The sequence below is a fragment of the Marinimicrobium sp. genome (assembly GCF_002695945.1).
In the GTDB taxonomy this organism is placed as follows: Bacteria; Pseudomonadota; Gammaproteobacteria; order Pseudomonadales; family Cellvibrionaceae; genus Marinimicrobium; species Marinimicrobium koreense.
The window spans coordinates 1-20,080 of sequence record NZ_NZQP01000022.1; the positions used below are offsets into that span (position 1 = coordinate 1).

Annotated in this window: 17 protein-coding genes; 4 read left to right on the top strand and 13 right to left on the bottom strand. The window is 59.0% G+C overall.

Annotated elements, in window-relative coordinates:
• Positions 1-348: 348 nt before the first annotated feature.
• The 6 genes from CMG77_RS05330 to CMG77_RS05355 all read right to left on the bottom strand — a co-directional run bounded on the left by CMG77_RS05330 (position 349) and on the right by CMG77_RS05355 (position 6,801).
• Entirely contained in the window at positions 349-912 is a 564-nt protein-coding gene (locus tag CMG77_RS05330) for a gluconate 2-dehydrogenase subunit 3 family protein (protein WP_286805775.1), read from the bottom strand.
• Positions 912-2,597 (bottom strand): GMC oxidoreductase, encoded by a 1,686-nt coding sequence (locus CMG77_RS05335; protein WP_286805772.1) that lies wholly within the window; start codon positions 2,595-2,597, stop codon positions 912-914. The genes CMG77_RS05330 and CMG77_RS05335 overlap by 1 nt, the downstream gene beginning before the upstream one ends.
• A 12-nt stretch (positions 2,598-2,609) precedes the next feature.
• On the bottom strand, positions 2,610-3,578 hold the full coding sequence (locus tag CMG77_RS05340) for a sugar phosphate isomerase/epimerase family protein (RefSeq protein ID WP_286805770.1): 969 nt from the start codon (positions 3,576-3,578) through the stop codon (positions 2,610-2,612).
• Between the two features lie 62 nt (positions 3,579-3,640).
• Positions 3,641-4,717, bottom strand: a complete 1,077-nt coding sequence (locus tag CMG77_RS05345; protein WP_123639335.1) for a FecR domain-containing protein — start codon at positions 4,715-4,717, stop codon at positions 3,641-3,643.
• Positions 4,717-5,274 (bottom strand): RNA polymerase sigma factor, encoded by a 558-nt coding sequence (locus CMG77_RS05350; protein WP_123639336.1) that lies wholly within the window; start codon positions 5,272-5,274, stop codon positions 4,717-4,719. The genes CMG77_RS05345 and CMG77_RS05350 overlap by 1 nt, the downstream gene beginning before the upstream one ends.
• 126 nt (positions 5,275-5,400) lie before the next feature.
• The gene (locus CMG77_RS05355) at positions 5,401-6,801 is read right to left on the bottom strand and encodes a sulfatase family protein (protein ID WP_286805766.1); all 1,401 of its coding nucleotides are present in this window, start codon (positions 6,799-6,801) and stop codon (positions 5,401-5,403) included.
• A 253-nt stretch (positions 6,802-7,054) separates the two neighbouring features.
• Between CMG77_RS05355 and ppk1 the strand changes: the two genes are divergently transcribed.
• The gene (ppk1, locus tag CMG77_RS05360) at positions 7,055-9,145 is read left to right on the top strand and encodes a polyphosphate kinase 1 (protein WP_286805763.1); all 2,091 of its coding nucleotides are present in this window, start codon (positions 7,055-7,057) and stop codon (positions 9,143-9,145) included.
• A 42-nt stretch (positions 9,146-9,187) separates the two neighbouring features.
• Here ppk1 and CMG77_RS05365 read toward each other — a convergent pair whose 3' ends face one another.
• Both CMG77_RS05365 and CMG77_RS05370 read right to left on the bottom strand, forming a co-directional pair.
• A complete protein-coding gene (locus tag CMG77_RS05365) occupies positions 9,188-10,693 on the bottom strand; it encodes a Ppx/GppA phosphatase family protein (RefSeq protein ID WP_286805761.1) in 1,506 nt (501 codons plus the stop codon).
• Between the two features lie 9 nt (positions 10,694-10,702).
• A complete protein-coding gene (locus CMG77_RS05370) occupies positions 10,703-12,586 on the bottom strand; it encodes an ATP-binding cassette domain-containing protein (protein WP_286903728.1) in 1,884 nt (627 codons plus the stop codon).
• 64 nt (positions 12,587-12,650) lie between these two features.
• On the opposite strand from CMG77_RS05370, the gene CMG77_RS05375 reads away from it, so the two are divergent.
• Together CMG77_RS05375 and bamJ are read left to right on the top strand one after the other, a co-directional pair.
• The gene (locus CMG77_RS05375) at positions 12,651-13,142 is read left to right on the top strand and encodes a TIGR02444 family protein (RefSeq protein WP_286903729.1); all 492 of its coding nucleotides are present in this window, start codon (positions 12,651-12,653) and stop codon (positions 13,140-13,142) included.
• Positions 13,143-14,704: 1,562 nt separating this feature from the next.
• Complete coding sequence (gene bamJ, locus CMG77_RS05380; RefSeq protein WP_502691763.1) at positions 14,705-15,394, top strand: BamJ family beta-barrel-assembly machinery protein; 690 nt, start codon at positions 14,705-14,707, stop codon at positions 15,392-15,394.
• 78 nt (positions 15,395-15,472) lie between these two features.
• Here the strand turns inward: bamJ and CMG77_RS15790 are convergent, their stop codons facing one another.
• The 3 genes from CMG77_RS15790 to CMG77_RS05390 are packed head-to-tail and all read right to left on the bottom strand — an operon-like array spanning position 15,473 to position 17,503.
• Positions 15,473-16,477 carry a WD40 repeat domain-containing protein gene (locus CMG77_RS15790; protein ID WP_353743456.1) on the bottom strand — a complete coding sequence of 335 codons (1,005 nt, stop codon included), beginning with the start codon at positions 16,475-16,477 and terminating at the stop codon, positions 15,473-15,475.
• A gap of 32 nt (positions 16,478-16,509) precedes the next feature.
• A complete protein-coding gene (rsd, locus tag CMG77_RS05385) occupies positions 16,510-16,977 on the bottom strand; it encodes a sigma D regulator (RefSeq protein WP_123639344.1) in 468 nt (155 codons plus the stop codon).
• A 37-nt stretch (positions 16,978-17,014) separates the two neighbouring features.
• Complete coding sequence (locus CMG77_RS05390; protein ID WP_286903731.1) at positions 17,015-17,503, bottom strand: disulfide bond formation protein B; 489 nt, start codon at positions 17,501-17,503, stop codon at positions 17,015-17,017.
• 132 nt (positions 17,504-17,635) lie between these two features.
• On the opposite strand from CMG77_RS05390, the gene CMG77_RS05395 reads away from it, so the two are divergent.
• Entirely contained in the window at positions 17,636-18,079 is a 444-nt protein-coding gene (locus CMG77_RS05395) for a flagellar basal body-associated FliL family protein (RefSeq protein ID WP_286805749.1), read from the top strand.
• Here CMG77_RS05395 and gshA read toward each other — a convergent pair.
• Together gshA and CMG77_RS05405 are read right to left on the bottom strand one after the other, a co-directional pair.
• The gene (gene gshA / locus CMG77_RS05400; protein WP_286805777.1) at positions 18,076-19,656 is read right to left on the bottom strand and encodes a glutamate--cysteine ligase; all 1,581 of its coding nucleotides are present in this window, start codon (positions 19,654-19,656) and stop codon (positions 18,076-18,078) included. The two genes, CMG77_RS05395 and gshA, sit on opposite strands and share 4 nt — an antisense overlap.
• Before the next feature lie 74 nt (positions 19,657-19,730).
• Positions 19,731-20,060: a hypothetical protein gene (locus CMG77_RS05405; RefSeq protein ID WP_286805748.1), complete on the bottom strand. Its 330-nt coding sequence runs from the start codon at positions 20,058-20,060 to the stop codon at positions 19,731-19,733.
• Positions 20,061-20,080 lie beyond the last annotated feature (20 nt).

The window sequence follows — 20,080 nt, forward strand, 5'->3', positions numbered from 1 at the left end:
CAAGGCGCACTATGAGCGCCTGGTGTCCCGAGGCAAAGCAAAAATGAGTGCTCTGGGCGCGGCCATGAGAAAACTGGTTCAGATGGCTTATGGCGTGCTGAAGCACCAGCAAGGCTACGATCCTCAATGGGCTGGTTAACTACAACCCATTGAGGTACGTGGGGACAGATGGTATCTACGGCTTTGGGTAAGCGGGAAGAGTGGTTACGGCGGATGCGGCCTTCGGCCTTATCCGCCCTACGCATACCACGGCAGCACGCCATAACCAAATCCACGACACCTCCATAATCATGCGTAGGGGCTGAGCGCAGCGATTAGACTGCGCACCCGCCGTTACCTGACCCTGAATCAGGTCGCCCAGGCCCGGTCACCTTCCTCGTACGGCATACAACCATCGTAACGGCCCGGGATGGCGATGTAGCGCAGCACCTGGGTGGCCCCCACCTGGGAGGTAAAGAAACCAAACAGGGTCAGCTGCTTCATCATGGTGAAGTAGTGCGGCGGTGTGGTGCCGGCTGCGGCCACCGCTTTGGCTTCGGCATCCAGCGCGCGAATGAACTCGGTGCGCTGCTCGCCGCTCAGATTCAAAAAGTCGCTGCCGTATTGCTCGTTGGCCGCGGCATTGAGCTGATCCATGCCGCTGTGGAAGATCGCCTGCTCGGCCTCGGTGTAGCAGTCACGGACAAACACGGTCATGAACTGGCCCACTTCGGCGTCTTTGGCCCCCGGGGTGTCGGTGCGTGGCAGGATGGTTTCCGCCACCTCATCGAGCAGGAACACGTCCTGTTCGGTGAACGTCAGGGGAGCCGCTTTTGAAGCCTCATTTGCACAACCGGCGAGCGTGCCGGTCGCGCCAATCATGGCGGTGCCGGTGGCGGCGGTGATCAGTTTGAGGAGTTCACGTCGGTTCATCACAGATTCCCCTTCTTCAGTTCATTAACCGCGTGGTCCACAGCACGGGCGGTCAGTGCCATATAGGTCAAGGACGGGTTTACGCAGGAGGCGGAGGTCATGCAGGCGCCGTCGGTGACGTAAACGTTGGGCGCGTCCCACACCTGGTTGTGGGCATTCAGCACCGAGGTTTTCGGGTCCCGGCCCATGCGGGCGGTGCCCATTTCATGGATCCCCATGCCCGGAGCGTAACCCCAATCGCTACCATGGACATTTTTAACCCCGGCGGCCTCAAGCATATCCACCGCGTCCTGAATCATGTCCTTACGCATCTGTTTCTCGTTGTCCCCGATCTCAACGTTCATGGACAAGACCGGCAAGCCCCAGGCGTCCGTGACCGAGTGATCCAGCGCAATCCGGTTTTCGTGGTAAGGCAACATTTCACCGAAGGCGGTCATACCAATGGTCCAGCCGCCCGGCTCACTCAGCGCCTGTTTCAGATCGGCGCCCACATCAAATTCGGCCACTTCCCGATCCCAACGTTCGCGGCTCGCTGAGCCCTGATAGCCAAAACCGCGCACATAGTCACGCTGATCGCCACCCACGTTGCGGAAGCGCGGAATATAAAAACCGGCCGGTCGGCGACCGTAATAGTATTTATCCAGATAGCCCTCGACATCGCCACTGGCGCCGCAACGGAAATGGTGGTCCATGACGTTGTGACCCAGCTCACCGGAGCTGCTGCCCAGACCGCCGTCCCAGACATCCCGGGCGGAGTTCATCAGAATCCAGGTGGAATTGAAGGTCGAGGCATTCAGGAACACCACATCGGCGGTGTACTCGTAGGTCTGATTGTTTTCGGTGTCGATCACCTCCACACCCTTGGCCCGCTTCTTGTCCTTGTCGTAGATGATTTCTTTCACCAACGAGAAGGGCCGCAGGGTCAGGTTTCCGGTTTTCATGGCCGCCGGCAGGGTGGAAGACTGGGTGCTGAAGTAGGCACCGAAGGGACAGCCCAGCCAGCACTTGTTGCGGTACTGGCAGTTGACCCGGCCCTGCTCGGGCATGGGCTTGGTGATGTTCGCGGTGCGACTGTGAATCAAGTGACGCTGCCCGTCAAAACTCTTTCTGATTCGCTTGGCAATATCTTTCTCGACACAGTTCAGCTCGACCGGCGGTAGAAACTGTCCATCGGGAAGAACATCCAGACCTTCGCGAGTACCGGCAATGCCCGCGAATTTTTCGACATAGTCGTACCAGGGCGCAATATCGTCATAGCGGATCGGCCAATCAACGGCGATACCTTCTTTGGCGTTGGCTTCAAAGTCCATCCGGTTAAAGCGATAGCTCTGGCGGCCCCACAGCAGGGAACGGCCACCCACGTGATAACCCCGATACCAATCGAAGCGTTTTTCTTCGATGTAGGGGTTCTTCCGCTCATCCGCCCACATGCCGTATGTGGATTCATTGAGGGGATAGTCACGTTTGAGAACCGGAAACTTCTCTTTCATTTCCTGGGTGGGCTTGTCGCGATGGGGATAATCCCAGACTTCCTTGGTGGCGTTCTTGTAGTCCTTGACGTGTTCGATATTGCGACCGCGCTCCAGCAGGAGCACCTTCAGGCCTTTTTCGGTCAGCTCTTTGGCGGCCCAGCCGCCGCTGATGCCGGAACCGACCACAATTGCATCATAGTGGTTATCAGACATAACTCGTCCTCTCTAGTTATTGTTCAGTTCGTCTTGCAAGCCGTCCATCGAAATCTCGACGGCTTTCATCGGTGGCATGTCATTGGGGTAGATTTCCTGCTCGACGACATACCAGACCGGATCGCCCTCGCCTTCCAACGCTTCAATAATCGCCTGCCAGTCCAATGAGTCCTGACCAATCAAGGGTTGATGGGTGTCACTGCTATCCGCCGCTTTCTGGTTGTGCTGAAAAATGACACCGAACTCACCAAACGGATTATCCGCCCCGGTCGCTGCCTGAGCCTGATCGCGTATATCCGCATAGCGGGTCATTTGCGCTTTGAAATGCACCGTTTCAATTCTGCTCCGGTAGCGGTCGATCACCTCGGCGGGGTCCTTACCTGCAAAGTAGGTCCACCCTACGTCCAACTGCAGCAGCACATCATCGGCGGTGTTGTCCGCCAGGTAGTCCCAGAAAGTGGTGTCCTTATAGGGATCAAACTCCCGATGGTGATTGTGATAACCGGTTTTCATACCGTAGGGTTTCAACTGCTCGGCGATCCGGTTCAGGTCAGCGATCAGATCGTCTATTCGCTCCGGGTCCCAGGCGCGGGCATCCATGGGTACAATCAGTCGATCCACGCCGAGTGTGCGGTACAGTTCTATGGTGTCCGCAAAATTGGCGTCGTTGAACTGATCAACGCCCACGTGCGCGCCGCTGACTTCCAGGCCAAGAGAATTCAGGTACGCTTTGAAAGCCTCTGGCTCGCCCGTGAATTCCCCCAGATTTCCGGCCAACTCAATGCCATCGAACCCCATATCCGCCAGATCTTCCAGGGTGCCTCTGATATCCTCTGAGACCTGATCTTTGACCGACCACAGCTGAACAGAAGTGCCAGCATGACGTTCTTCATCGGCGTTCGCTATCGAGGCCGAGACCGCCAGCGCCGCACCGACCAACGCCAGGACAATACGATTCATTACCTGCTGCCTTGATGACATAGGTTGTTCTCCAGTTCACGGGGGTTAGAGTTATGGGTTCACTTTTAGACCGCCCAACATTGTCAGCCTTCCGATTTGACTGACTCCGGAGTGTCCCTTAAAGACAGCTCAATGACGCCACTACCGGTCCGCCGATGGTCAATATTGAAATTCTCTTTCAGTGCCAACAGCAATCCGTCAACGTCGCCCGCCTTGTACAATCCGGCTATGCGAACGTCCCGGATGCGTGAATCAACCACCTTGAACGTCGCCGGGGTATAGCGGCTGAGTTCGTTGAGCGCTTCCCGAAGAGTTTCTCCACGAAACACCAGATTGCCATCGCGCCAGGAGAGGCGGTCATTGATCAACGTCGAGTCGACCTCTTCAACAGCCAGCGCCTGGCTGTCCCGTACGGTCAGCTTCTGACCGCGAACCAGGTCGCGGACCTGATCAGCCAGCTCTGATACGTCATCGCTGTGCGGCAGCGGTTTAACCCGAACCCGCCCCTCGGTGACAATCACATCAACACTTTCGTCTTCTTTGAGATAGACATTGAACGCCGTGCCCACCGCTTCCACGACATTGCTGCCTGCCCGCACGCGCAGGGGGCGCTGTTTGTCGTGAGCGACTTCAACATGCAGCTCCCCCCGGTTGAGCACCAGCAGGCGCTCCTGATCACTGTAGGTCACCGAAACCTGCGTATTGGTATTGAGTAACATTCTGGTGCCGTCCGGCAGGTTGACCGTTGAGTGAGCGCCAACCCCGGTTTCGTAAAGGGTGTCTGAGGTCTCGAGATTGCTCAGTGCCGGTCCCTCGGAGTTCGCCCCACTCCAGGGTGACATGGGCAACAGCAAATTGACGGCAAACACCACTGCCAGAATGGATGCGGCGACCGCCCATACCGTGCGTCCCACCGCCCGCGAGCGCTGCTGCTGAGCCACCGGGGGATCAAACAGCTCCGACAGGACCGACAGGCTGTCCATGCGGTCCCAGAGCTCCGCCATTTCCAGCAGGCAGTCACGATGACCGGGATTGACGTCGAGCCAGCGGCGCAAGGCGGCAGTCTCTTCTTCAGACAGACCGCGATCAAGACGCGCTACCCACAGGCTCGCATCCTCATACATCTGCTCTTCTGTCTGAAATTGATAAATATTACTCATCACTTTATCTCCTGGCTCTTGAACGAGCCCGGATTCCTGTTCACATTGGCCGAAGCCTGTTTCATGTATTTCCTGCACCGGCTCATGCCCGTGGCAATATGCTTCTCAACGGTGTTCTCGCTGATATTCAGGTTCTGGGCAATCTCTTTCTGGGAGTATCCGTACACCTTTTTCAACACAAAGGCTCGTCGACACTGCAGGGGCAGATGTCGAACCGCCTCACAAAACTGTTCAAACTCCTGTTTGGCCGATACCTGGCTGTATACCTGGTCAACATCATCGGTAGCCCAATCCAGGTTTACGCTGTCATCTTCCATACTGACGCCCACCCGCGTCTCGGCCCGCTTGAGATGATCAAGCGCCAGGTTGCGGGCCGTCCGGTACAGAAACGAGCGAGGGTGCCGGATCTGCTCGGTCTGCTTGACCGCGCAAATTCGGACATAGGTTTCCTGGACGATGTCCTCTATCTCCTTGGGAGGCACCAGCCGGGAAACAGCCCTTATCAGCCCTTTTCTGATCGAAAGGTATACGTTCTCCAAGCTCTCTTTATTTGTCATACTTATTTTCGCGTCTATGGTCGTATCACGCAATCCCCGCACAGCCGACGCCGGGGCTCGTTGTCTGTAGGACGACCGTGAAAGCAAAATCCGCCATCTGGCGCCTCCAGATTATCACCAAATCGGCTAGGGATCCGTCATCGGCGGTATGGTATCGGAGAAAAACACCCCGCGAATCCGGTCGGTATGGCCCCGGCGCTGGCGCCGGGAGGGAGGGAAGTCGCCGGTAGTCTCGCGCCAAGCTTCGAGCAGCCTGACGTGCTCCCGCAGTCGGTCCCGATAGGCAGGGTCACCGGCCAGGTTGTTCAGCTCCCAGGGATCCTGCTCCAGGTCGTAGAACTCGATCTCCGGGCGGGGTGACCGGAACAGTAGCGCCTGTTCCGGGCTGAGCTGCCCCTTCTGCTTGAGCTCGAACAGGGCCCGCCAGGAGGGGCTTTCCGAAACGTCCGCCGGGGAGCCGAACGGGAGGTGAATATAGGCGTTGTGGATCAGCTTGTACCGCCGAGTACGGACACTGCGCAGATGCTCGTCGGTGTCGTGCCAATTGCGCTCGCTGAAGGCCGCATCCCGGGTAAAGGGCTCCAGCCCCAGGATATGGGGCACCAGGGAGCTGCCGCCCATGTTCTCCAACGGATCCAGCCCCGCCAGCTGCAGCCAGGTCGGCGCCAGGTCCATGACGCTGATCACATCCGCCGTCCGCTTGCCTGCGGGCACTTTGCCCGGCCAGTGGAAGATCAATGGGGTTTTGACGCCAGCGTCGGTCAGGGCGCCTTTTTCCCGGGGGAAGGGGGCGCCATTGTCGCTCAGGAACACCACCAGCGTCTCCTCGGCCAGGTTGCGCGCCGCGAGCGTGGCCATCATCCGCCCGATTACCCCGTCCATACGGGCGATTTCGTCGTAGTAACGCGCCAGGTCCAGGCGGGTTTCGGGGGTATCGGCCAACCAGGGAGCCAGAGGCAGACGCGCCGGGTCGTGGGGTTCGGGAATGGTATTGTCCTGATAGGGACGGTGCGGGTCGTCAAATCCGACCCACATGAAGAACGGCTTACCCTGCGCCGCATCAATGAACCCGTCGAGCTGATCCAACCCCGGGTCATACCACTGGAACTGGGCGTCCGCGTGTGGGCCGTAGTGGGTTTTCTGCATATGCCCGGTGAAGTAGCCAGCCTGTTGCAGCAGTCCCGGAACAATCGGGTCGCCCTCCGGCAGGGGCATGTGCAGGTCTTCGGCTCCGGTTTCGTGCGGGTAGCGCCCGGTGAGAATACTGATCCGGGACGGGCTGCACTGGGGCGTGGTCAGTATCGCGTTATCGGCGGTCAACCCTCCCCGCGCCAGACGGTCGATGTGCGGGGTCTTGATCTCCGGGTTGCCATAGCAGCCAAAGTGCCGGGCTCCGGCGTCGTCGGCCACCAGCACCAGGATATTGGGCGGGCGTTCAGCTCCCTGGGCACTCCCCAGGGGCAGTGTCAGACCAAGGGCCGTGAGGGCATTGCGGGTGAAGGCGCGACGAGTCATGGGCCATGTCATGGGGAAAGTCCTCGCGTTGGGCCGCAGCCACATTGGGCGCAGTGGTTATTATTGGCAATTCCGGGTCTGATAGTGCCAGGCTCTGTGGCAAGCATAGCCTGCTCCGTCACGCTCCGCAATCGATTGCAACCCAGGAAAATCCGGACCCGACGGGTGCTATACTGAGGGCGACATGAGCGCGGCCCAAAGGGAGATGCCCTGGCGCCTGACTTATGATTGTCATATTTCTGCAATAAGGTAGGGCCTTCGTTTTATGGCGCAACAGGGTTACACCGTGTCCAACGCGTTTTTCAATCGCGAACTCAGTCTGCTTGAGTTCCACAAAAGAGTCCTCTATCAGGCCTACGATCATTCGCTGCCATTGCTGGAACGACTCCGGTTTGTCTGTATTTTCGCCACCAACCTCGACGAATTTTTCGAGGTCCGGGTCGGTGGGCTGGTTGAGATGCTGGAGCTTAATGCCTCCAGCCCCGCCGGGCCCGATGGCCTGAGTCAGGAGCAGACCCTGACCGAGGTATCCGAGCGAGCGCATGCCCTGGTGGATGAGCAGTACCGGATCGTCAATGATCAACTTTTCCCCCTGCTGCGGGACAATCACATCCGGATTCTGCGTCGTGAGGAGTGGAACGAGGCACAGATTGACTATCTGCACGACTACTTCGAAACCGATATTCTGCCGCTGCTCAGCCCCATCGGTCTGGACCCGGCGCACCCTTTTCCGCGCATTCTCAATAAAAGCCTGAATTTTATTGTCAAGCTCGACGGTAAAGATGCCTTTGGTCGCAGCTCCGGTCGAGCCATTGTGCAGGTGCCCCGATCTCTCAACCATATGATCGAACTGCCGGAAGAATTCAGTGGCGAGGGACGAACCTTCGTTTTCGTCTCCTCGATCATTCACTACTTCATGTCGGAAATTTTTATCGGCATGACGGTGATCGACAGCTATCAGTTCCGGCTGACCCGCAACTCCGATATTTTCCTCGATGAAGAAGAAAGCGAGGACCTGCTGCGAGCGGTGCAGGGTGAGCTGGTGTATCGCCAGTACGGTGATGAAGTACGCCTGGAAGTGGCGGATACCTGCCCCAAAGAGCTCGAAGATTTTCTGATGCAGCGCTGCGAAATCAAGCCACGGGATGTCTATCGCATCAACGGCCCGGTCAACCTGAACCGATTGTCAGACCTGTTTGACCTGATCAAGGACAGCGCCTATTACTTCACCCCCTTTGTGCAGAACATGCCCCGATTGCCCAAGCGGGCCAACAGCTATTTCTCGGCGCTGAAAAAGCAGGACATCCTGCTTCATCACCCGTTCGACTCCTTCCATGCCGTGGTGGATTTTCTGCGCGAAGCGGCCACCGATCCGAACGTTTTAGCCATCAAGCAGACGTTGTACCGAACCGGTTCCAACTCGCCGGTGGTGGACGCACTGGTAGCCGCCGCCAAAGCGGGCAAAGAAGTGACCGCCATTGTCGAGCTGCGGGCGCGCTTTGATGAGGAGCAGAATGTCGCCCTGGCCGAGCGCCTGCAGCGCTATGGTATTCACGTGATTTACGGGGTGGTGGGGTTTAAAACACACGCCAAGATGCTGCTGGTGGCCCGTCGGGAAGAGAACAAATTGCGTTACTACGTACACCTGGGTACGGGCAACTACCACCCGAAAACCACCATGCTGTACACCGACTACGGTCTGATGACCAGTGACCGGGAGATCGGCGAAGACGTCTATCGGGTGTTTCTGCAACTAAGCAGTCTGGGCAAGGCGTCCAAGATGGATTGCCTGCTGTACGCGCCCTTTACCCTCCACAAGGGGATGGTGCGACGGATTCGCACGGAAAAAGAGAATGCGGAAAAGGGCAAGCCGGCGCGTATCATTGCCAAGATGAACTCGCTGTATGAAGAAGAACTCACCAACGAGCTCTATGCGGCCGCCCGGGCGGGTGTCAAAATCGATTTGATTGTGCGCGGCATCTGTCAGTTGCGTCCCGGCGTCGAAGGGTTGTCAGATAATATTCAGGTGCGCTCCATTGTCGGGCGTCTGCTTGAGCACAGCCGGGTGTTCTACTTTGAAAATGACGGCAATCCGGAGCTTTATTGCTCCAGCGCCGACTGGATGATCCGCAATATGTTTCACCGGGTGGAGACCTGTTTTCCGATCAAGCACAAGAAAATTCGCGACCGGATTATTGAGGATCTGGAATTGTACCTGCAGGACAATACCCACGCCTGGATTTTACAGTCCAACGGTAGCTACCAGAACTTGCAGCCCAAGGGCGGAGAAGAGGCAGTGGATTCTCAGGCGATTCTGTTGGACCGGTGGGCGGCGCGGCAGTTGACGTCGGTTTAGGGATTTTGGTGGATGGCGGGTGCATCCGCCGTTACCCAACCGTCACACCGCAACAATATCCAGTTGGTAACCAATATCTTTTAAATACCCCGCCTCGGTTTCCAGGTCCGCCAGGGTCAGGGGATTACTCTCCACCCACTGTCCCGGAACGCTCAACGTCAAGGTCTGTTTGTGCACACCGAACTGAATCGGTGGATTATCGGTTTTCTTCTGGGCCCGATTGAAAATCACCGCCAGCCGCAGCACGATGGCCAGCTGCACCAACTCGGCATCATCCATCGGGAACTTCTTCGCCGGGAAGCGCTTGCGGTGCGCAAGCGCGAGGGCCGCCAGTTGCGCCTGCTCGGCCTTGGAGCAACCCGCCAGGTCCACATTATCGATAATGTAGGCGCTGTGTTTGTGGTAATCGGTGTGGGAAATATCCAGGCCTACCGGGTACAGGCGGGCGGCCCAACCCAGTAACTTGCCTGCCTCGACATTGTCCATCCCCCAGGTATCGGCCACCTGATCAAGGAGAACCCGGGCGGTCTGTTCCACCTGCTCCGCTTTCGGAAGATTGACGTGGAAGCGCTTGGCCAGGGCGTCGACACTTTCCTGACGGATATCCCGGTTTTCCAGTCGGCCCTTGAGGTCGTACAACAATCCCTCGCGCAGAGCCCAATCGGCGGCGAGCATTTTTTCAATGCCCAGGCTTTCGAAAATCGAGGTCAACACAATCACCCCGCCGAGAAATACCGGTTCCCGGTCACTTGAAAGCCCTTTCAAGTTCAGATCCAGCTTTCCGTGATCCTGATAGGCCTTGATGATTTTCTTCAGACCGTCAACAGTGATGGTGCCATCAGTCCAGCCATTCTGTTCGCAGACTTTGGCCGCCGCTTTGATGGTGCCGGACGCGCCCAGTACCTCTTGCCAGCCCTGATCGAGAAAACTGTCCAGCACCGGTGAAATTTCCTGCTGGCAGGCCAGGCGCGCTTTTTTGATCAGTTTATCGGTGACCTTGCCGTCGTAGAAAAAACGCTTGGTGAGGGCCACGCACCCCATGCTCAGGCTTTCCTTGAGTTCCGGCAGCATGCCCTGCCCCAGAATCACCTCGGTGCTGCCGCCGCCGATATCCACCACCATCCGGCGTCCCTCTCCGGGGGCGATGCAGTGTGCGACGCCCAGATACACCAGGCGGGCCTCCTCTTCACCCGAAATGATTTCCACCGGATGCCCGAGTCGACTCTGGGCATCGCTCAGAAAGGCGCGGGAGTCCTCGATGCTGCGAAGGGTTTTTGTGCCGACGATCCGCACGCTGCGGGAGGGGTAATCCCGCAATCGTTCACCGAACCGGTCCAGGCAGGCCATGGCCCGGTCACGAGCCTCATCGTCCAGGCGACCGTCTTCGGTCAGTCCCCACCCCAGGCGTACAGGGTCACGCAGTTTATCGAGCAGGGTGAGCTGATCGTTTTCCCAACGAGCGACAATCATATGAAAGCTGTTGGACCCCAGATCGATGGCGGCAATGTGGCTGGCGCGGGCACCAAACAGGCGGGACAGATTGAACATCCAGTTACCCTATGCGTATTGTTCCAGTTCTTCACTGAGCGCGAGCCATTGTTCCTCGCACTCGTCGAGTTGTGCCTGGGTCTCTCCCTGAGATTTTAGCAGTTCCTGCAGACGCTGCTTGTTCTCGGCATCGTAGATCGCCGGATCGGCCAGCTCGGTTTCGATGCCGGACAGCGACTGGTTCAGCTTATCCATCTGGCGTTCCACTTTTTTGAGCTTGTCCGTCAGCGGCTTCAACTGAGCGCGGCGGGCCGCGGCCTCCTGACGTTGCGCTTTTTTGTCTTGCTGGGGCGGTGGCGCGGCGGCGCGCTCGACAGCATTATCCTCCTGGCGTCGTTGCAATAACCAGCGATAGTAGTCGTCCAGATCGCCATCAAAAGCACTCACCTGGCCGTCGGCCACCAACAGAAACTCATCCACGGTGCTGCGCAGCAGATGACGATCGTGTGACACCACCAACACGGCTCCTTCAAAATCCTGCAACGCCAAGGTCAGCGCTTGGCGCATCTCCAGATCCAGGTGGTTGGTCGGTTCGTCCAGCAACAATACGTTGGGCTTCTGCCAGACAATGATCGCCAGCGCCAGACGCGCTTTTTCGCCACCGGAGAAATGGGTAATGGGCTCAAAGGCCCGGTCGCCGTGAAAATCGAACCCCCCGAGGAAGTCCCGCACTTCCTGCTCGCGGGCCGTGGGGGTCATTCGCAGAATGTGTTGTGCGGCGGAGGCCTCCAGGTCCAGCGCATCAAGCTGGTGCTGAGCGAAGTAGCCGAGCTGGAAGTTGTCACCGGTGTGACACTCGCCACTCAACAAGGGCAGTTCACCGGAAAGGGTTTTTATCAGACTGGACTTACCGGCGCCGTTGGGGCCCAACAGGCCAATACGGGTCTCGGGCAAAATCCCGAGATTCACCTGACTCAGGATGCGTTTGTCGCCGTAGCCGATATCAGCCTCACTGAGGTTGATCAGCGGGCTGGACATTTTCCCCGCAGGCGAGAACCGGAAACTGAACGGCGAGTCGACATGGGCCGGAGCGATTTTCTCCATCCGCTCAATCGCCTTCAGGCGGCTCTGGGCCTGCCGGGCTTTATTGGCCTGGGCGCGAAAACGGCGCACATAGGCTTCCATATGCGCAATCTGCTCCTGCTGCTTTTTGAAGGCCGCGTCCTGCTGAGCGAGCTTCTCCGCCCGCTGGTGCTCATAGGCGGAATAGTTACCCACGTACAAGTTCAGTTTGGCGTTTTCCAGGGCCACAATGCGGTCGACCACATTGTCCAGAAAGTCCCGGTCGTGCGAGATGATGATCAATGTGCCCGGATAGCGCTGCAACCACTGCTCCAGCCACAGGGTCGCGTCCAGGTCCAGGTGGTTGGTGGGCTCGTCCAACAGCAGCAGATCCGAGGGACACATCAATGCCTGAGCCAGGTTCAGGCGAATGCGCCAACCGCCGGAAAAGTCAGACACTGGGCGATCACCATCCCCGGGAGCGAACCCGAGGCCGGAAAGCAACTGCTGAGCCCGGGCGGGTGCCGAGTAGGCCTGAATGTTTTCCATTTCGGCGTACAACCGGGCCAGTCGCTCACCATCGTCATGGGCGGACTCGATGGCCGACTCCAGACGCCGCAGTTCGGTATCGCCGTCGAGGACATAATCTTCCGCCCGCCGGTCCAGGGTTTCCACTTCCTGGGCCATATGCGCGACGCGCCACTGGCGCGGAATATCCCATTGGCCGCTGTCGGTCTGCAGGCNGCCCAGNAGCAANTGAAAGAAGCTGGACTTGCCGCTNCCNTTGGGGCCAATNAGGCCCGCCTTCTGNCCGGGGAAAAGGGTGAGGTCNGCGTGATCGAGCAGAAACTGCCGNCCGCGCTGCAGGGAAACTTGCTGTAATTGGATCATGGCGCGTATTCTACACGTTCTNNATGGCCGGCTGGCCGTTGAGTNGCCCAACAGGANATTGGCAATGAACCTCGCCCGNCTCNANACCCNTTTNTGGGANTTTTCGCTCCAGCTNTACCAGCAGCCGGGNGTGGAGNCNTTGTGNCTGAGCNTNCAGGANGGNTGGGGCGGNGATGTGAATATTCTACTCTGGCTGCGCTGGCTGGAACAGGAAGGCNTCNNCATCAACGACACCCGGCTGCGCCTTGCCCAGGCCTACATCGCCCCCTGGCGTACGGAGATCGTCGAGCCCTTACGNCGCATGCGCCAGCATATCAAGCGCCATTACGGCACGTCAGACCGGACCATCGAAGCCAGCCGTCAGGCGATCAAGGCCGCCGAACTGCAGGCCGAACAGGCCGTTCAGNCCCGACTGGANAAACTCGCCCGCACCTGGCTCGGCAGNCAGCGCAAAGCGNCGGTGACNCCGGGCGCCAACCTGACCGTCTATGCTCGAGCACTNCATCTTCCNGACGACAAANTNCGGGAGATGCTTGAGGTNCTNATCCGCNCCTGAGCCCAACACANGCCCCAAACGCACAACGGGAGGCCTNAGCCTCCCGTTGTGCGTTTTTCCAGAGTCNTGTTTCGTTGGNCTTNCCCGGGCCTGCGGCCCGGATAGACTCAGNCCCTAGAANTTGTCATCACTGTCGAAAAAGTCGCGNCCAAACAGGCTGCCCGATGCGGGNCGATCCGGNACNGGCTCGGCCTTGGGCTTGNCGGTNGGCTCNATCAGNTCCGTGCTCTGGTGACCGGGAACCGGCTCATGNGGATGCTCCTGGGCCGGCTGTACCGGTGGNGNCTCCGGGNTGCGGTTCACCCCGGCGTTGCTCTCNCTGGTCGCGCCCGCTGCGGGANNGGTGCTTTCCGGTGNGGCCGGCTTCTGGGGCTCTGGTTTGGACGNTGCCTTTTTCGCAGGCGCCTTCTTCGCAGGGGACTTCTGGGCCGCGGGTGCCTTCTTGGCGGCCGGTTTCTTCGCCGCTGCTTTCTTGGCGGGAGCNTTCTTGGCCGCNGCNTTTTTNGGGGTCGCCGACTGGGTCGTGGATGCCTTGCTCGCGGCTTTTTTGGTGCTCACTTTTTTTGTGCTGGCTTTCTTACTGGCCGCTTTCTTGGCCGGCGCTTTTTTCGCCGGTGCCTTTTTNGCCGCAGCCTTCTTCTTGGTGCTCGCCTTCTTGGTGGTCACTTTCGCCGCAGTCTTTTTGGCGGCGGCTTTTTTGGTGCTTGCCTTCTTGGCGGTGGCTTTTTTGGCGGTGGTTTTCTTTGCACTGGCGCTGGCGGTTTTCTTGCGCGTACCGCGCTTGCTCGCCGCCTTCTTGTTCATTTTTTTCTCAACCGCGCGGGTCGCTTTGCGAACTTCACGCGCCAACTGATCCGCCTGTTTCTTTTCCGCCTTGGCCGAAGCCAGTGTCTGCTTCGCTACATCCAGAGTGGCTTGTGCGGTATCAACCACTTTCTGCTGGGCGACTACCGCATCGGACGCCTTGCGCAACCGCTGCTGAGCGGCGACGGTTTTCGCCTTGACCTTGCCGGCGGCGGCCTTTTTGCTGCGCAGCGTTTTCAGCTTGCGCTTGGCCGTATCCAGAGCCTTTTTGGCCTGGGNGGCGGCCTTCTCAGCCTGGGTGAGTTTTTTGGCGCGCGCCTGGTCCAGCTGCGACTGGACTTTTTCGACCTGCTTTTCCAGATCGGACACGCTGACGGTAGCTTTTTTCTTGGCAGCCATAGTGAAATTCCTGTGCAGTTGGAAAGTGAGCGATTAACCGCGTAAACCTGTGCTGGTATTGTAGTATCGTCGNGCAAAAATGTGTATGGCAGCACGCCGAATTGGGCCAGATTGGCAAAAATTTTCGCCATTTAGTGCACTCGATGGAACCTACCGGCGAAAATGTGGACCAACGGGTTCTCATTGTGGCCAGTTAGCGCCGCAAAAAGGCGCCCATTNCCCCCCGGTTTGGGTTACCATGGAGCGCTCTTTGANACCGCTGGCTAAGCGGGCAGACTGACAAACCACTATAAAAGAAGGTGCAACGCATGAAACGCAATGTACGATTGATCGCGGGCCTGCTCGGTGCAACCGCTCTGATGGTTGGCTGCAATCAGGCCGAACCCGAGAACGAACCCGCCAAACTGGAAACNCTGGAAGAAAAGGTCAACTACGTTTTCGGCACCAATTTGGCCGAAAACCTGGCTCAGGGCGGCGTGACCATTGAGCCCGATGCTTTTGCCCAGGCCCTGCGCGACAAGCGTGACGGCGTAGAGCCGCGCCTGAGCGAGGAAGANATGCGCGAAGTGATGCAGACCTTCCAGGAGCANGAAATGGCCCGNCGCGAAGCCGAGCAGGAAGCGGCCGCGGAAACCAACAAGCAGGAAGCCGAAGCTTTCTTCGCGGAAAANGCCAACGCTGAGGGCGTGAGTCAGACCGATAGCGGCCTGCAGTATAAAGTGCTCGAAGAGGGTGACGGCGCCAAGCCCGGAGCCGACGACACCGTGACCGTTCACTACCGCGGTCGCCTGCTCGATGGTACCGAGTTTGACAGCTCCTACGAGCGCGACCAGCCGGCCACCTTCGCACTGAACAGTGTGATTGCCGGCTGGACCGAAGCGCTGCAGCTGATGTCGGAAGGTTCCAAGTACGAGCTGTACATCCCCTCCGATCTGGCCTACGGCCCCGGCGGCAATGGTCCCATTCCGCCCAATGCCGCATTGATCTTTGAAGTTGAGCTGCTCGAAATTGACGACCAGGCCGACGCTGATAGCGAAGGCGCTGAATAACCACCGATTCAGTCCCCGTCTTAAAAAAGCCGCCTCAAAAGGGCGGCTTTTTTAATGCCCGGTAGAAACNGGTATCGATCAGTACGTCAGATCGTGCACAAAGCCATCGGAACTGAGCGCTCGATAAACGTCCGGGTTGTCGGTAAAGGCGAGATCCATCACCGCCACGGCGGTCGGATGAAAGGCTTTCCTCTTGGGCAACTGCCAACTGTACACCACCGCCCGGCGNTGCAAATCCCACAGATCGACNCGACCNGANGGCTGNCCGGTCAANAGCCAATCGCCNTCGTCACTGAAGCGCGCCACGGTCACCTGGGTGCCGCGCTTGACACGCTCCTCGGGCAGCGGCAATTCCCAGATCANATCGCCTTCCGCACTCCACAACCTGGGGCGTTCATAGCGGGCCGCCGAGAGCANTTTCCTGCCGTCCGGACTCATCGCCACGCACTGTATGGGGGNATCATGTTGCTGGGAGACGATCGGGTCGCCGGTCTCAAGATTCCACAGGGTAGANGTTCCTTCATCGGAGCCNGTCAGGGCGCGGGTGCCATCGCCACTCAGGGCCACCGCCNATACCCGGTCACTGTGNTGCAGGTTGCGGATGATTCCNCCNCGNCGGACGTTGTACANCGAAGCGCGNTGATCGGCCAACCCCAACAGCGCGNGNTCNCCCTCNGGNCCNAGNTNGCTNNCCAGAATCTCCGACGGGCTGCTCCAGTANTGTTCGGCCNGGCCACTCTGACGATTCCAGAGNACCAGNGTNCGCTCATCGNTCGTGAGGGCGNAGTNNCCCTCTGGCGAGAAGCTTGCNGANGTGATCAGGGTGAGNCTGTCGGCNTTGTGATTCCAGTCATAGCGACGCTCATCCGTGTCGAGGGCCCAGAGGCTGCCGCCCTGATAGCCGGANCCGACCACCGCCCAGGCNCCGTTGCGGGACAGGGCGCCCGATTGAACACTGCGGGAGGCCACTTCCAGGCTGGCCACCGGCTCTGCCGGCCGATCACACCCGGCGAGCGTCAGCCCGAGGAGCGAGCACAGGCCCAGGCGGGAGAAGTGACGAACCACGGACGCAGCGTTACGCATAGGCGGGTCTCGCTCGTTTCAGTGATCGGGGATCAGGCCACCAGATCTTTGTGTGCGGTATGTAACACGGCAATCATGCGATCTTCAGCGGTAAACCGGGTTTCCAGGGTTTCGCCCAGTGTCGACAGATCCCGATCCAACGCTTCCAGGTCATCGGTTTCCAGATACTTGTCGTTGAAGTCCAGCACTTCCTGGGTGGTCAGGTCCACCACCTTGAACAATTGGCTGGCCTCTTTCAGCGCGTCTTCATCGTCGAACTCACGCCCTTCCTTGATCAGTTGGTCGTACACTTCAAAGTGCCCGGCCGACACGTAATCCACCATGATTTCGCACAGGTGGCGCAGTTTATGACCTCGCAACTCTTCGTCGGCCTCACCGGCCTTCATGGCGCTGAGGTCGCAAAACTGAACCAGCATTTTGCGCCGCTCTTCCAGCCAGCGATCAATGATTGTACTCACGCCGCCCCAGCGCTCTTTTGCATCTTTACAGTTGTCTAACATAACCCGTCCTTAACCGAGAGAAACATCGACGCCCGATTCAGCGCCGACGCAGGGCCTGCCACAGATGTGCAAGCCCCAGTAGTATAAATCCAATGAGCGTCCAACCGGGAATGCTGATCCCGAACAGTGACCAGGCCACCTCGGCGCAATTGCCGTCACCGGTGAGCATGACCCGCAGCGCATCCAGCAGCGGGAAGGTATCCAGAATATAATCCACCCCCGGACCACAGGCGGGCACTTCGCTGGCGGGCAGGCTCTGCAGCCACAGCTGGCGGCTGGATACGGCACCACCGGCGACCGCCGAGAGCACCCCCAACCCCGCATAAATACCCCGGCCGATGCGCCCCGGATGGTGTAAAAATGCCAGAAGCGCCCAGACGCCCACCAGAATGACGAAAATTCGCTGACTGACACACAGGGGACAGGGCTCCAACCCCATGGCGTGCTCCATATACAGTGCAACGGCCATCATGGCCATCACCGCGAGCAGGATGAGCAGGTTGGTCATACGAATGGTCAATGGCATAATCAGGTCTCTTGGGGCCATCACAAGGCGCTATCACTGCGCCGCCTTTAGGCTACAATGGTACGCAATAACGCCCTGAGCGCGCCACCATTTAGCGCACAGATTCCCGAATGAATCACCGGTAGGTTTCCGATGTCGATCTTCAAATATGCGTCTAACCGACCGTCGACAGGCTTTTTTCTGTCCTTGGCGCTCAGCGTCGGTCTGCTGTTGAGCTGGTCAGCCAGCGCCCAGGAGGATGAGCTGGAAGACGGCCAGCTTTATGTACCGCTAAGTGAGCCACTGGTGGTCAACTACGGCGGACCGGGGCGGCTCAAGTATTTACGGGCCGAAGTCTCGCTACGTCTCGATAAATCCCGGGACGCCAGTGTGATCCGCCATCACATGCCACTGATACGCCACCACCTGGTCATGCTGTTCAGTCGCCAGGGGGAGGAAGAGATCAATACCCAGAGCGGGCGCGAGCAACTTCGCCAGACCGCGCTGGCGGAAACCAACGCGCTGCTCGCGCAGGAGGAAGGTCGGGAAAACGTGGTCCGCGACCTGCTGTTCCGGAACTTTGTGGTTCAGCGCTAAGTCTCGGAGGCGCTGCAACCGCAGTCCTGATACTGGCGGTAATAGTTCGCCAAGTAGTCTTCAAAGCTGAGCTGATCCTCCGCCTCGACGGCTTCCTGGTCGCTCAGGGACTGTTCCGCCATTCGCACGTAGGCGGCTTGTTGCTCAGACGCCAGCGGACGCTGCAGAAACGCCTCCCGGTGCCGCTCGGCCAACCCCATGGAGTGGCGGAAGAAGGTCAGCTTGTCCCGGCGCATGTCTTCCAGAACCCGAGCCGAGGGCGTGAGGGCCGGGTTGTCCAGTTTGCGACGCTGCTGCGCCACCGCCGCCCGGAAGTGCCCGTCACCGGCACTCTGATCCAGCAGACCCGCGCAGTCATCCATCTCCCGCAACAGTGCACCGGCCCACTCGAACATCGATACTTCACCGGCCCCGCGGCACAAGTTCAGGCCGGGCTCACGGCCACGGTAGACAATCCGCGTCTGGTTTTCCTGGATGTTGCGATACTCCTGATCGTCCGCTTTCGGGCTCGGCGACAACAGACAGTGCAGCAGGAAGGCATCCAGAAAATGGATCTGCTCGGCACTGATACCCAAGGGCTCATAGGGGTTCAGATCAACGCAGCGCACCTCAACGTACTCTACGCCGCGCAGTCGAAGCGCCTGTAGCGCCGTCTCGCCACGCCGTGTGGTGCGCTTGGGACGCACGCTGCTGTAAAACTCGTTCTCGATCTGCAGCAGACTGGTGTTGAGCTGTTGGTACTCGCCGTCTGTCCCCTTCACGCCAACGGCCTGATAGGCCGGGTGAGGCTGGGTGATGGCTTTGCACAGCGTCTGAAGGTACGAGGGTAGATCGTTGTAGCAGACAATCATCTGTTGCTGGGCATCGCTTTGGTAACCCAGATCCCCCATGCGCAACGAGGTAGCGTAAGGGGCGTGCAGGGTATGCTCATCGCCCTCAAACGGCACCAGTTTGTGCGGCCGATTGCGCACAAATGAACGACAGACCGCAGGGGCGGCGCCGAACAGATAGATCAACAGCCAGGAATAGCGCCGGAAGTTGCGAATCAGGTCGAAGTAGCGCCGGGTTTTGAAATCCTGCAGGGAGCCGGTATCTCCCTCTTCGCCCTGCAGGGTGCGCCAGAAATCGTCCGGCAGCGAGAAGTTGTAATGGACTCCGGCAATGGTCTGCATGACCCGCCCGTAGCGGTGGGCCAGCCCCAGGCGGTACACGGTTTTCATCTTGCCGCTGTTGGAGCTGCCATAGAGCGCCACCGGCACCCCTTCCTCGCCCTTGAGCGCACAGGGCATGCTGGCCGGCCAGAGCAACTCCCGGTCCAGCACGCTATAGGTGTAACGGTGAACATCATCCAGCTGCTTGAGCAATGCATCGACCCGGGTGAACGGCTCGGTAATGAACTCAAGCAGCGCTTCGCTGTAATCGGTGGTGATATGCGGGTGTGTCAGCGCCGACCCCAGCCCTTTGGGGTGCACCGCCTGGGACAGTTCACCCTCGGGCGTCACCCGCAGACTCTCTTTTTCCACGCCCCGGCGAATGCCGCCCAGCGTCTGATTGGCGGTTGACGCGAAGTGCGTCAGAAGATGGCGGAAACGCTCGGATTGGGACAAGGTTGGCTCCTTTACAGCACGAACCGGCCGGTATTGAAAACGCGTTAGTCTTGCGCCTCTTGGGCGGACTCGGAGGGCTCAGGTGACGCTTCCGGCGCCGGCTCGGCACTGTCCGCCCGGACCGGCTTCACTCGGGCCCGCGGCGGGGGCATGTCATCCACCGCCAGCACCGGAAGACCACGCTCATCGGGCTGACAGGGCAGAATATGAATCCGCTGTTCGAAATCCTTGGCGCTCACTTCCACCTTCAGATTGATGGCCTCGTCCTTGTGGGGTGTCTTGTACAGGGCACCGCGGTCCCGACCGTCCAGCCAATCCTTCTGTTTACCCAGAAAATACCCATGCTGATTGCGCAAAATGTACAGCTCTGTCATTGATCACCTTGCAGTCGTCA

Coding starts and splice junctions, on each gene's coding strand:
- CMG77_RS05330 (WP_286805775.1), bottom strand. CDS start 912: ATGAACCGACGTGAACTCCTCAAACTGATCACCGCCGCCACCGGCACC.
- CMG77_RS05335 (WP_286805772.1), bottom strand. CDS start 2,597: ATGTCTGATAACCACTATGATGCAATTGTGGTCGGTTCCGGCATCAGC.
- CMG77_RS05340 (WP_286805770.1), bottom strand. CDS start 3,578: ATGTCATCAAGGCAGCAGGTAATGAATCGTATTGTCCTGGCGTTGGTC.
- CMG77_RS05345 (WP_123639335.1), bottom strand. CDS start 4,717: ATGAGTAATATTTATCAATTTCAGACAGAAGAGCAGATGTATGAGGAT.
- CMG77_RS05350 (WP_123639336.1), bottom strand. CDS start 5,274: ATGACAAATAAAGAGAGCTTGGAGAACGTATACCTTTCGATCAGAAAA.
- CMG77_RS05355 (WP_286805766.1), bottom strand. CDS start 6,801: ATGACATGGCCCATGACTCGTCGCGCCTTCACCCGCAATGCCCTCACG.
- ppk1 (WP_286805763.1), top strand. CDS start 7,055: ATGGCGCAACAGGGTTACACCGTGTCCAACGCGTTTTTCAATCGCGAA.
- CMG77_RS05365 (WP_286805761.1), bottom strand. CDS start 10,693: ATGTTCAATCTGTCCCGCCTGTTTGGTGCCCGCGCCAGCCACATTGCC.
- rsd (WP_123639344.1), bottom strand. CDS start 16,977: ATGTTAGACAACTGTAAAGATGCAAAAGAGCGCTGGGGCGGCGTGAGT.
- CMG77_RS05390 (WP_286903731.1), bottom strand. CDS start 17,503: ATGCCATTGACCATTCGTATGACCAACCTGCTCATCCTGCTCGCGGTG.
- CMG77_RS05395 (WP_286805749.1), top strand. CDS start 17,636: ATGTCGATCTTCAAATATGCGTCTAACCGACCGTCGACAGGCTTTTTT.
- CMG77_RS05405 (WP_286805748.1), bottom strand. CDS start 20,060: ATGACAGAGCTGTACATTTTGCGCAATCAGCATGGGTATTTTCTGGGT.